Source organism: Paenibacillus sp. FSL P2-0136 (genome assembly GCF_037975325.1).
GTDB classification, from domain to species: domain Bacteria; phylum Bacillota; class Bacilli; order Paenibacillales; family Paenibacillaceae; genus Paenibacillus_AQ; species Paenibacillus_AQ silagei.
Genome location: NZ_CP150244.1, coordinates 5,759,584 through 5,771,866, shown reverse-complemented (window position 1 = coordinate 5,771,866; position 12,283 = coordinate 5,759,584). Strand labels below are relative to the sequence as shown.

12 protein-coding genes are annotated in these 12,283 nt (G+C 52.6%); 7 read left to right on the top strand and 5 right to left on the bottom strand.

Annotation, left to right across the window (positions count from 1 at the left end):
• Nucleotides 1-119 precede the first annotated feature (119 nt).
• The 3 genes from efeB to NYE26_RS24460 form a co-directional block, all read right to left on the bottom strand.
• Nucleotides 120-1,469: an iron uptake transporter deferrochelatase/peroxidase subunit gene (efeB, locus tag NYE26_RS24470; RefSeq protein ID WP_339250794.1), complete on the bottom strand. Its 1,350-nt coding sequence runs from the start codon at nt 1,467-1,469 to the stop codon at nt 120-122.
• Between the two features lie 4 nt (nt 1,470-1,473).
• A complete protein-coding gene (efeO, locus tag NYE26_RS24465) occupies nt 1,474-2,388 on the bottom strand; it encodes an iron uptake system protein EfeO (RefSeq protein WP_339250792.1) in 915 nt (304 codons plus the stop codon).
• A gap of 201 nt (nt 2,389-2,589) precedes the next feature.
• Nucleotides 2,590-3,567, bottom strand: a complete 978-nt coding sequence (locus NYE26_RS24460; protein WP_339250790.1) for a LacI family DNA-binding transcriptional regulator — start codon at nt 3,565-3,567, stop codon at nt 2,590-2,592.
• Between the two features lie 476 nt (nt 3,568-4,043).
• On the opposite strand from NYE26_RS24460, the gene NYE26_RS24455 reads away from it, so the two are divergent.
• Nucleotides 4,044-4,268 (top strand): LuxR C-terminal-related transcriptional regulator, encoded by a 225-nt coding sequence (locus NYE26_RS24455; RefSeq protein WP_019908812.1) that lies wholly within the window; start codon nt 4,044-4,046, stop codon nt 4,266-4,268.
• Nucleotides 4,269-4,390: 122 nt separating this feature from the next.
• Here the strand turns inward: NYE26_RS24455 and NYE26_RS24450 are convergent, their stop codons facing one another.
• Nucleotides 4,391-4,780, bottom strand: coding sequence for a hypothetical protein (locus tag NYE26_RS24450; RefSeq protein WP_339250788.1), 390 nt, complete (start codon nt 4,778-4,780; stop codon nt 4,391-4,393).
• A complete protein-coding gene (locus tag NYE26_RS24445) occupies nt 4,777-5,037 on the bottom strand; it encodes a hypothetical protein (protein ID WP_339250786.1) in 261 nt (86 codons plus the stop codon). The genes NYE26_RS24450 and NYE26_RS24445 overlap by 4 nt, the downstream gene beginning before the upstream one ends.
• A gap of 385 nt (nt 5,038-5,422) precedes the next feature.
• Here NYE26_RS24445 and NYE26_RS24440 point away from each other — a divergent pair, with 385 nt between their 5' ends.
• The 6 genes from NYE26_RS24440 to NYE26_RS24415 are packed head-to-tail and all read left to right on the top strand — an operon-like array spanning nt 5,423 to nt 12,271.
• Entirely contained in the window at nt 5,423-6,412 is a 990-nt protein-coding gene (locus NYE26_RS24440; protein ID WP_339250784.1) for a LacI family DNA-binding transcriptional regulator, read from the top strand.
• Nucleotides 6,413-6,432: 20 nt separating this feature from the next.
• The gene (locus NYE26_RS24435) at nt 6,433-7,422 is read left to right on the top strand and encodes a BadF/BadG/BcrA/BcrD ATPase family protein (protein ID WP_339250782.1); all 990 of its coding nucleotides are present in this window, start codon (nt 6,433-6,435) and stop codon (nt 7,420-7,422) included.
• The gene (locus NYE26_RS24430; RefSeq protein ID WP_339250780.1) at nt 7,407-8,705 is read left to right on the top strand and encodes a 6-phospho-beta-glucosidase; all 1,299 of its coding nucleotides are present in this window, start codon (nt 7,407-7,409) and stop codon (nt 8,703-8,705) included. Before NYE26_RS24435 ends, NYE26_RS24430 begins: the two co-directional genes overlap by 16 nt.
• Nucleotides 8,706-8,729: 24 nt before the next feature.
• Nucleotides 8,730-9,656, top strand: coding sequence for an ABC transporter permease subunit (locus tag NYE26_RS24425; RefSeq protein ID WP_209876049.1), 927 nt, complete (start codon nt 8,730-8,732; stop codon nt 9,654-9,656).
• 43 nt (nt 9,657-9,699) lie between these two features.
• Complete coding sequence (locus tag NYE26_RS24420; protein WP_339250777.1) at nt 9,700-10,590, top strand: carbohydrate ABC transporter permease; 891 nt, start codon at nt 9,700-9,702, stop codon at nt 10,588-10,590.
• 34 nt (nt 10,591-10,624) lie between these two features.
• A complete protein-coding gene (locus NYE26_RS24415) occupies nt 10,625-12,271 on the top strand; it encodes an extracellular solute-binding protein (protein WP_339250775.1) in 1,647 nt (548 codons plus the stop codon).
• Nucleotides 12,272-12,283: the final 12 nt, after the last annotated feature.

Genomic DNA, 12,283 nt, shown 5'->3' with positions numbered 1-12,283 from the left:
GTCCGTAACGATCAGCTACCTTTCCGTCCTCTCCGGTCCCCGAATCGCCGTTGCGCTTTCGGCCTCGCAATCCCCATAGCTCCTGCTTCCTCAGCGTCACCGGTCACAGCCTAGGCATTTCATCCCTCGAGCAGCAGCTCCCCGATATATCCGCCTTCGCGTACACCCGGGAAGCAGGCGAAGACGGCGCTGCCGGTGTGAACCATGTATTCATTCAGCCGGTCATTCTTCGCAAGGCGCTGCTGGATGCTGACAAACTGCTTCATCAGATCCTTTTGGAAGCTGATGAACACCAGACCGGCATCAAGCTGTCCGGTCTTGAGATCCATGCCGCTGGAATAGGAGTAGGAGCGGCGCAGAATCTTGACCGAGCCGTCCCCATGAGCGAGGGCGGAATGGGAATCCGGCGGAATGACGGGCTTGCCGCTGGCATCGGCTGCTGCCAGATTCAGCTCGGCGAATTCATCTCCGGCTCCAATCGGTGCACCGCTCTGCCGGTGCCGCCCGAAGGTGGCTTCCTGATCGCTCAGCGAGGAGCGGTCCCAGACCTCAATACGGAACCGTACGCGCCGCACCGCAAGATACGTGCCCCCGTTCATCCAGGCCGGGCCATCGGCGCTGCCGCTCCAGACGATATTTCGCATCTGCGTCTCATTGGTGACGTCCGGATTCCCCGTGCCGTCCTTGAAGCCAAGCAGATTACGCGGGGTGCCGCCTGACGGATCGGCGCTGCCGCTGCGCTGGAAGCCTTCCTGGGTCCAGCGCAGCACCGCCGTACCCCTGGCGATACGGGCGAGATTGCGGATGGCATGGAACGCCACCTGCATATCGTCCGCGCAGGCCTGCACACAGAGATCGCCGCCGCACCACTGCGGCTCCAGGCTGTCCCCTGTGAATGCCGGGAGCTCGGTGAAGGAGGCGGGCCGTTTGCCGGAGAGGCCGAAGCGGCTGTCGAAAAGGGCCGGACCTGCCCCGAAGGTAAGCGTGCACCCCGAAGGGGTGAGGCCGTCCGCCTCGCCGGTGTCAGTAGGCGGGAGATTGGGCTTGTCGTTCGCCGTGCCGATCATCGTACCCGAGGTCAGGGCAGCGGCGGCGGCAGTCCAGTCCTCCAGCAGTTTTTTCAGATCACTGACCTTGGTAGTCGTCACATCAAATGAAGCGAAGCACAGAAAATTCTGCGCAGGGGTAAGAATCCCCGCCTGGTGCTTGCCGTAGAAGGGGATCGTATCCGCCTGTTCTTCATTCTGCCCGGAGGCTGCGGCGGCGGGGACCGCCCGTCCTGCTGCCTGGCGTGCCGCCATAATGCCGCCCACCCCGCCTCCGCCGAGCAGCAGCCCGAGACCCGAGGCACCGGTCAGTCGCAGCATATCGCGGCGGCTGAATTTGGTGTTGAACAGTTTGGTCTCCGGCGCAGGAATCCCGTGATCCGCGTCAGCCTTATTCCGGGAATTCTTGTCTTTCTTGTTCATATCGTCACACTCCCAGAATCGTTCCCATGTTGGATAGCGGCTCAGCCAAGGCGTCGAGATTCTGGCTCAACCTGCGGACCTCCTCCGGTTTGAGCGTTTCGTAAGAGACGTAACCCTCCCCCGATTTGAACGGCGCCAGCTCATTCGTTAAGGCGGTGAACCGCTCGCCGATGGTTTTCTCAAGGGCCGGGTCTTTTTTGGCCAGCTCCGGCTTCAGCAGCTCATAGATCTTCTGGGCCCCCTCCACATTCGCCACAAAATCATACAAATCCGTATGAGAATAACGCTCCTCTTCCCCCGTTACTTTGGAGGAGGAGACCTCATTCAGCAGCTCAACAGCCCCGGTAACGAGCAGATTGGCATCGATTCCGGCCGTCTCCACCTTGGCTCGCAGCAGCTGCGCATCCTTCAGCAGGCGGTCCGCGACATCCGTCATGCCCTCCGTTGTATTGTTCTGCCAGAGAGCCTGTTCAATCTTATGGAAGCCGCGCCAGTCCGCAGCATCTACATCATTCTCACGGGCATCAATGTTCGGGTCCAGATCCCCAAGCGCTTCAGCGATCGGCTCGATCCGCTCATAATGCATGCGTGCCGGAGCATACAGCACCTTGGCTTCATCCAGCTTGCCCGCCTTGACAGCATCCGTGAAGCCCTCGGTCTGCTTAACGAACGCATCGCATTGTTCGATGACGTATTTGCGGTATTCGTCGATGGCAGTGGTGAAATCTGCATTCGTCTCACCTCCGGCCTTCGCTACACTTTCTGCCCCGCTGTCTGCCTGGGCTGCAGCATTATTCCCTGAGTTGTTACCACTGTTGCCGTTGTTGCCATCGTTATTACTGTTGTCCTTGCCCGCACAGCCGGCAAACAGGAGGGAAGCCGCAAGCAAACCTGCGGGTACTGCATAGCCTATTTTCATCTGTATGGATACCCCTTTTCATTTATGAAAATGATAATCGTTATCAATGATGGACTTATCATAAATCTCCCCCTATTGGCTGTCAATAAAAATGTGATAATTATCATATTCATACTGATCCGCACAAATAAAATGCAAAAATACGCCTCCCGGCAGGCGGAAGACGCAGTTCGTATATATAAATTTCCGGCTGATCGGATTCTACACCGTGGCCCGCTCAATAATCCGGTAGTCCAGCTTGCGGTAGACCGGCTCGGGGCGCTCCGAGTGAATCTGCTCATGGATAATGCGGAAGGCGGCGGCCCCCATCTCATACAGGTGGTTGTCCATGGTGGTAATCTGAAGCAGCCGTCCGATCGGCTGGTTATCGAAGCCCATAACTGCGAGGTCCCCAGGGATGCTGAGGCCGGCTCTGCGCGCTTCAATAATCAGCCCGGCGGCGACATGGTCTCCCGTAATAATCATGGCTTCCGGCCGCTGTGGCATCTTCAGCAGGGACTGTGCAGCGGCTGCGCCGTCTTCCTCCGTTGTACAGTCATAGATCATCCATTCCTCTTCAAAAGCCAGCTTATGCTCAGCAATGAATTCGCGGTAAGCAGACTGCCGGATCACGGCGCTGCTGCCGTTACTCCGTCCTTCGCAATACCCGATGGAGCGGTAACCTTTGCCGGTTAAGTACTCCAGCCCTTCCTTGAAAGCCGCATAATGCTCAATATAGACAGAAGAGAAGCTCCGCTCTCCATTATCCTGGCAGGTGACGACCGGACCGTAGGCCGTGTACTCCTCGATGATGTCCGGCTTCAGCGCAGTAGATACAATAACAACACCGTCAATCTCTTTATGGCGCAGCATCTCCAGCACTTTGACTTCTTCTTCCTCCAGATAATTGCTCTGGCACAGAATCAGCCGGTATTGCGAGAGCAGCGCCTCGTGGGCAATGCCATTCATAATAATCGAGAAATAAAAAGCATTAATATACGGCAGAATCACCGCCACCGCACCGGTACGTCCGGTAATCAAATGAACGGCGTTCATATTGCGGGTGTAGTCGAGCTGCTCAATCGTACGGAGTACAGCGGCTCTTTTGTCCTTGCTGACATACGGATGATTATTGAGCACCCGCGAGACGGTCGTTACAGACACTCCGGCCATCCGGGCGATTTCTTTAATATTAGCCACGCTTCTCTGCGCCTCCTGTGTGAGACTGTTATTTCATTATTCTAACATAGAAATGAACAGCTTTTCGGCCGATAAAAAGCTTGCTATGGAATCCATTTCATACTTTACACTGGGGGTGCAACAAGCCTTACCGGAGAAACCGGCGTGACCGCAAGGGCGTGACGGACCGGTAACGTTAGCCATTTCACGCTGCGGGCAGGAAGGATGTTCAGCAATATTTTTTCCTGAGCAACCCTTTAGCAGCGTGGTTTCTATAGACATTGCCCGACGGATGCCGCCTTAATGACTAAGGAGCAGCAGCCGTTTTTTGTGTGCATTCCGGTCAGAAGTACCGGGATTGTCCAGACTCCGCGCCTGCCCCCGCCCAATTTAATGCTGCGACAGCACCATTAACTGCCCCTCCACATAGTATGTTTTGACTGTATCCCTTTACCTTGTTATACCAAACAAACCCAGGGCAAGGAGGGGTGACACCATTGAAGGGCAACGAACATCATAGCAAATTTTTGCTGACGCATCGTGAACGCGAAGTATTCGAGCTTCTTGTGCAGGACAAAACTACACGGGATATTGCCGGACTGTTATTCATCAGCGAAAAAACCGTCCGCAACCACATCTCAAACGTAATGCAAAAATTAAACGTAAAAGGCCGTTCGCAAGCGGTTGTCGAGCTGATCAAGCTTGGGGAGCTGAAAATATAGCTGCCATGCTTCAGAGGTGATGCGTTTAAGCCTTCTCTTATCCTTCGGGATGAGGGGAGGTTTTTTGTTGCGGGCAAAAATAAACCAAGCGCTTGCTGACCTCTGATGGGGCATCGCTTGGTTTATTTATCAAGTTCGATGGTCATGGTTTCAAAATTCACCTTGCATTTGGCGCTCATCATAAAATCAATGCCAATAATTCCATCAAAGCCGTAAGGCTCTTGAATCGAACCAAGCTGTATGGGAAAATCACTCAAATCGATACCTTCAATGCAAAAGTCGGGAATCTGCTGCTCATAACAAATTTCGCTCGTTCCTCCTACTCCATACATTCGCTTGGCTCTTCCGTTAATAAAATCAATATCGATACCTATTACAGCTAGTATATCGGAATCAAAGACGGTTGCAGCACAGCCAGTATCAAATAAAAGATTCCTAAGAGAAATGGATTTACCTTGGTGAGTTAGTGTCAAAGAAATAATAGTCAGGCCATGGAGGAGGTGTAACTTCATATCGGTTGCCTTACTCCTGAGAAAAACTCTTCCACAACCTCAACATCATTTCTGCTTGTATGGAATACATACAGTTCACGGTTTGGATGAAGTTTATGCAGCTTTTTATAGCCGCTCCACGCTTCTTGCGGGTTATCGTAATCTTGTATGACTGCCATATCTTCTAAATGACGCATGCGGTTACTTGAGCTTGCTTTAATTGCTTCCACCAGTACAAAGCGGCTTGGGTGCAATTCTGTAATCTCTCCCCATTTCATTGGCTTCACCTCACTTGGCTTATCATATGTTTAGTATATCATAGCGGCTCTGCTTCAGCTTGCGCATCATTAAGCTTTCTCTTATCCTTCGGGATGGATTTTTTTTACTCTTACTAGTCCCGGCGATCCAACCTCCCGAAATATTAAGTCAAGTCCGGCTGCATTTTATGGATTGACGGCCGGGGGAATTGGTTGTAAAATCAGTGTAAAGTATAAACCTTTAAACTTTTGAGGTGATTTTAATACTTTTAGTAAAATGCAAAGCTGACGTCCAATGTTTGATTTTTCAGTCAGGCTGCAAGTTATGGCGTGCTGAGTAAATCTTTTTTATTTCTTTTAAAGTTAAATCGTTTAAACTTTTGAGTGTGGAGGCATAGATACTTAGATGAATATTCATGATGTAGCCAAGAAGTCGGGGCTCTCTGTAGTGACCGTATCCAGAGTACTTAACAATTCCCCCTCTGTACGTGAAGGCAACCGCCAGAAAGTGCTGAGAGCGATAGAGGAATTGAATTATCAGCCCAATTCAGCAGCACGGAGCCTTGTGCGCGGCAAGACCGGAGTCATCGGGATGTCGATTACCAACTTTAACGACTCTTTCTATGACCGTGTGATCCGCGTGGTGAACCGGAAGCTGGCAGAGCAGGGGTACTTTCTGGCCCTGTCCATCACCGAGAACGATGATGATGGGGTGAACTTCCTGTTCCAGAAGGACCGCGTGGACGGGATTATCCTGCTGTCTCCGCTGGAGGAGAAGGAATATGTGGAGGAGCTGAAGCGAAAGAACATCCCGGTTGTCCTGCTGGATAACCAGTTCGAGCATGAGGATGTTCCGAGTGTCGTCGTCGATAACTATCAGGGCGGGTATGAAGCGACAAGACACCTGATTAGTCTTGGACACACCCAGATCGCCTATATCGGCGGCCCTTCGGAGTTCCTGAGTGTAACGGAGCGCAAACGGGGTTATGTCCAGGCGCTGGATGAAGCGGGACTAACGCCCTTTGGCACGGAATATTGCGGCTTTACGGTAAGCAGCGGTTATGAGGTGGCGAAGAGATGGGTCCGTGAGGATAAGCTGCCGACAGCCATTTTTTCGGGAGACGACTTTATTGCCCTCGGAGTTGTTCAAGCCCTGCGTGAGGAGGGGATTCTGGTGCCTCAGGATATCTCAGTGGTCGGCTTTGATGATCAGCAGTTCGTCGGTGAATTCTACCCGCGGCTCACAACGGTCAGACAGCCAGAGGCGCAGATGGGCAATATCGGCGTTGACTTACTGCTGAAACTGATCAATGGGGAGGTGATGCCGCCTGCGGTAACGAAGCTTGCTCCTCAGCTTCTCATCCGTGAATCTACCGCTTCTGTTCGATTAACTTGAAATTTAGGAGTGAATGATCTGTGAAGTATTTTTTGGGAGTGGATGCAGGGGGCAGTAAGACCTACGCAATGATTGCAGATGAGCAGGGGAAGCTTCTCGGTGCAGGCAAGGGCGGGAACGGGAATCATCAGCTGAACCGTGAGCAGGCGGAGAACAGCTTGCAGCAGGCTGTAGCGGAAGCCATTACAGCATCCGGGCTGACCAGGGAGCAACTGGATTATTCCTGGTTCGGATTGGCGGGAGCGGACAGAGAGGCTGATTTTAGAATTTTACGGCCGATCATCGGCCGTCTCGGCCTTCCCCGGACGGAGATTTCCTGTGATACCTGGAATGCGTTGCGTTCAGGTACAGAGAAGAATTACGGGATCGTGCTGATTTGCGGATCGGGCGTGAACTGCAGCGGCAAGAATCCGGCGGGTGTCACCTATCAATGCGGCGGATTCGGCTACCGGTTCGGGGATTTCGGAGGCGGCTATGACTTAAGTATGGAAGTCTTCCGCAGCGTCCTCAGGGCGGATGACGGAAGAGAGCAGAAGACGGTCCTAAGCGAACGCTTAACGGAGTTGCTGGGCTATTCCAATGTCCCGCAGCTAAGAGAGGATTACCTCGATCATTTCAGAGACCTGCCTCCCCAAATTGCGGAGCTGCTGTTTCAGGCGGCAGAGGAAGGGGACCCGGTGGCTACCGGGCTGCTGGTCAAGCAAGGGGATGAGCTGGGTCTGGCGGCTGCCTCGGCTGTCCGCCGGTTGGCCATGGAGGAGGAATCCTTCGACATCGTGCTTGCAGGTAGCCTGCTGACCAAGGGAGACCGCCCGGGTATCATCCGCCGGGCCATTGAACGAAGAGTGAAGCAGGCGGCGCCGAACGGCACATTAAGGATTTTAACCCGGGAGCCGGTTGTAGGTTCGGTCGTTCTGGCAATGGAAAGCAGCGGGTTGCATGTGAATCAGGAGGTTCTTGATCATCTATCACAGGGTAAGGAGGAGCAATTATCATGGGGGAAACCTTGAAGCTGGTTGTTATCGGAGCGGGGTCGTCGTATACGCCTGAATTAATTGAAGGGATCATCCTGCACCACCAGGAGCTTCCTGTCCGCGAAATATGGCTGGTGGATATTGAAGAAGGAAGAGAGAAGTTACATACGATTACGGAACTGAGCAAGCGCATGATTGCTGAATCCGGACTGCCGATTACCGTTGCAGAGACGCTTGATCGCCGGGAGGCTATTGCCGGAGCGGACTTCGTCTGCACGCAGATCCGGGTAGGGATGCTGGAAGCACGCAAGTGGGACGAATTGATTCCGCTTCGATACGGTGTCATCGGTCAGGAGACGACGGGTCCCGGAGGAATGATGAAGGGCCTGCGGACTATCCCGGTCATTCTGGATATTTGCAGGGATATCGAGGAGCTGGCTCCGGATGCCTGGCTGCTGAATTTTACGAATCCGGCCGGGATGGTGACTGAAGCAGTTCACAAATATTCATCGGTTAGAAGCGTAGGCCTATGCAACTCGCCAATCGGGTTTCAAAAGTGGCTCTCCGGGTTCTTCGGACTTCCCATAGAGAAGATCTATGCGGAGTTTGTCGGCATCAACCATCTGCACTGGGTATCCGATGTCATGATTGACGGGAAGAGCAAGCTGCAGGAGCTTATTGATTACCCCGAGAGCTATAAGGCAAGCAATGTGCCGTTTGATTCCTGGGACCATCGGTTTCTGAACAGTCTGAAAGCTATCCCTTCCTATTACTTGAGCTATTACTATATGACGGATGCGATGCTGGCGGAACAGAAGGAAGCCGCAGCAACGGCCGGATCACGCGCTGAAGTCGTGAAGAAGGTGGAGGAGGAGTTGTTTGAGCTGTACCGGAACGTTGAGCTGAAGGAGAAGCCGGGGCAGCTGGAACAGCGCGGCGGAGCCTATTACTCGGAGGCGGCAGTGCTACTGATGCGTTCCATTCATAATGATTCGCGCGATATCCAGACGCTGAATGTAAGGAATAACGGAATCATTGATTTCCTGCCGGACTATGCCTCGATTGAGGTGAATTGTATAGTCACCAAGCAGGGTCCGCTGCCGATTCCGCTGCGCAGGGTTCCCCAATCCGTCAGAGGTCTGCTGGCTGCCGTCAAGCAATACGAGAGCCTTACCATTGAGGCGGCTGTACACGGAGACCGGGATGTGGCCCTGCAGGCGATGGTTCATCATCCGCTCATGCCTTCGGTTACCGTAGCGGAACAGCTGCTGGATGAAATGCTGGAGAAGAACAAACCGTTTTTGCCGTTATTTCAATAGAATCGTCCAGAGGAGGTCAAGCGGATGAATACGGCCGGGAAACCGAGCAGGTGGAAGAAGTTTAACAGTCAATTGGATTTGCAGTCTATGGTTTGGCCGGGAATTATCTTTGTATTCATTTTCAGTTACATTCCGATGTATGGCGTGGTTATGGCGTTCCAGCAATACGATATTTTCGGCGGTATGATGAATAGCCCCTGGGTGGGATGGATGCAATTCAGAATGTTCTTCGAGGCGCCGGAGTTCTGGAATGTGATGCGCAACACCCTTGTGATTAGCCTGTTAAAATTGATTATCTCTTTTCCTGCCCCGATACTGCTTGCCCTGATGCTGAATGAAGTCGGGCATATGGGCTTCAAACGTGTGATCCAGACCGTCAGCTACCTACCTTATTTCCTGTCCTGGGTTATTGTATCCGGTTTCGTATTTTCGCTGTTGTCCGTTGATAACGGAACGGTGAACTATCTGCTGGAACGGTTCAATCTGGTCCAGGAGCCGGTTAACTTCCTTGCAGTACCGAAATACTTCTGGTCTATTCTGGTAAGTGTGAATGTCTGGAAGGAGGTCGGATTCGGAAGTATTGTCTATCTGGCGGCGATTGCCGGCATTGATCCGACCCTGTATGAGGCTGCATCTATAGACGGAGCAAGCCGCTTTAAGCAAATTCACCTGATTACACTCCCCAGCATTACCCCCATTATCGTCATCTTTATGATTCTTGCCATCGGCGGTCTGCTCAGTGCGGGCTTCGAGGATATTCTGCTGCTTGCAACCAATCCAATCCTCAGGCCCTACTCCGATGTGATCGACACCTATGTGTACCGCGTCGGGATATTAAATGCCAGATTCTCTTATGCGACAGCGGTAGGGCTGTTCAAAGCGGTAATCAGTGTCCTTCTGCTGGTGACAGCCAACAAAATCGCCCGCCGGGCAGATGTAAGTCTCTGGTAGATACCACAACAATGCTCCATAAACCTTTTAGGAGGGCCGAACAATGAGACTAAGCCTGGGCGACAAAATGATGCAGCGGAGTATTTATATCCTTTTGGCATTGCTGGCGCTACTCATGCTGTACCCGTTTTGGAACGCGCTCGTCATTTCCTTTAATCTGGGGAGCGATACGGCGCTCGGCGGTGTAACCCTGTGGCCGAGAGCCTTTACCCTGGAAAATTATTATATTGTGTTTCAGGATGACCGCCTGCTGAATTCGTTTCTGATCACCATTCTCAGAACGCTCTGCGGCACAGCATTATCCGTCTTCTTTACGGCCTTACTAGCTTACGGCATGTCCAAGAAGACCTTACTTTTCCGCAAGCAATACATGGTGTTCTTCATGATTACGATGTTCTTCAGCGGAGGGCTTATCCCCAGTTATTTACTCATCCGTTCTTTGGGGATGCTGGATACCTTTTGGGTGCTGATTATCCCCGGCATCATCAGCGTCTGGAACATGATTGTCATTCGCACCTTCTTCAGCGCTTTGCCGGAGGGACTGGAGGAATCCGCCAAAATCGACGGCAGCAGCAACTACGGCATTTTCTTCCGGATTGTGATTCCCGTCTCCGGCCCGGTGCTGGCCACGATAGCCTTATTCACCGCAGTCGGTTACTGGAATGACTGGTTTACGGGAGCGATCTACATTACCGAGGATCACCTGCTGCCTATACAGACGCTGCTGCGGCAGGTAATGAACTCCAACATCATGACCCAGATTGGCTCCTCGAATGCGATCGCGCTGGATCATATGAACCGGAATCGGACGATTACCACGAAGTCACTGACTATGGCTACGATGATGATCGCTACTATTCCGATTATCCTGACCTACCCTTTTCTCCAGAAGTACTTTGTGAAGGGCGTGATGGTCGGTTCATTGAAAGAATAGCAGTCCCCATCTTACGTAGAAAGAAGGAAAAAGAATGCGCAAACGCCTGACATGGGTAGCTCTGTTGCTGACTTCGCTGGTGCTGCTGCTCGCTGCCTGTAGCGGAGGGGGGAATTCTGACACTTCAGAGAACACAAGCGGGAACAATCTGAATACCGGGGCCGCTACAGATGACGGCAGCGGGATCAAGCCTGTGACCTTCAGCTTCTATGGCAACTACGACTGGCTCACGACATCACCATGGGGGGAGAATGAGGCGACGAAGTGGATTCAGGAGAACCGCAAGGTTACGGTTGAACCGATCCAATCCGGAGGAGCGGCCGGAGAAAAGCTGAACACGATGATCGTCGGCGGCGATTTGCCGGATGTCATTTTTACGGACCGGGGGTCCTCAGTGGAGAGGCTGGTGCAGGCGGGGCAGCTCGTTGCACTGGATGATTACTATGAGAAATATCCGAACTTCAAGAAATATGTGAAGGAATCGACCCTGAATCTGCTCCGTTCCGACGACGGGAAAATCTATCAAATCCCGAACTGGTATACCTCCGGGCAATTCGGCAACGGCGGATGGATGGTGAATAAGGATATCTATAACGCACTCGGCAGGCCGGCGCTGGAGACCTTTGATGACTTGTATCAATATTTGGTCCTGGTGCAAGACAAGTATCCGGATGTAGTCCCTCTGGAGGTTGGGGAGAAGGGGGCAGGTCTGGAGATCATGTATGGCGGCTTCAAGGAGAACTCCACCAGCAAGTTCGTTACACTCATGGGATATCCGGATGGCGACAAGCTGTCATCGATCCTGGATGATCCCGCTTACGAGGAGATGGTGCTGTACATCAATAAGCTGTACCGTGAACGGCTGATTACACAGGATGCGCTGCAGCAAACCCAGGATGCGGTCAAGGAAAAGGTCAATACCGGCCGGGTAGCAGTCATGGTCGAATCCAATATCACTACGTATGGAGCCGAGGGACACCGGGCACTGACAGCGGCCAATCCGGACAGCGGCTATGAAATTATCTGGCCGGTCCACAAAGCCGGAATTGACAAGACTAAAGTATTTGTGAGCGGCTTTGAGACGCTGGGCTGGAACGTCAATGTCATTACCAAACAAGCCAAGGACCCGGAGGCTATCTTCGCTTACTTTGACTGGATTACGGGTCCGGAGGGACAGAAGGTGCTGTTCTTCGGCCCCAAGGGCTTGTACTGGGATGAGGAGGATGCGGATGGAGCGCCGATTCCGAACGAGAAATACAAGACAACGCCTGCTAACGAGCGTACGGATACGATGCGGAAATTCGAGGACTTCAACTGGGCCGGGAATACGACCTTCATTGATACGGCCAAAATGAGCCTCGAGGCGCTGCTCTCCGCGAACCAGAAATCCTGGGAGACCGTGGCCCAGTCCACCGTGACCTGGAAAACCGCGCTGGATATTACACAATTCGTAAATACCGACCCGCTTCCCGATACAGAGACCGGCATTATCGCACAGAATATCGCAGACATTTATACTCTTGCTTACGCCCAGATGGTTCAGGCGAAGTCGGATGAAGAGGTGCTGTCGGCGCTGGATACCGCCAGAAAGAACACCGCAAAAGCGGGACTGGATAAGCTGCTTGAGTTCAGAACCGAAAAATGGCAGGAAAATGTGAAGAAAATGAACCTGACGAAATAACTGCCGTACGGG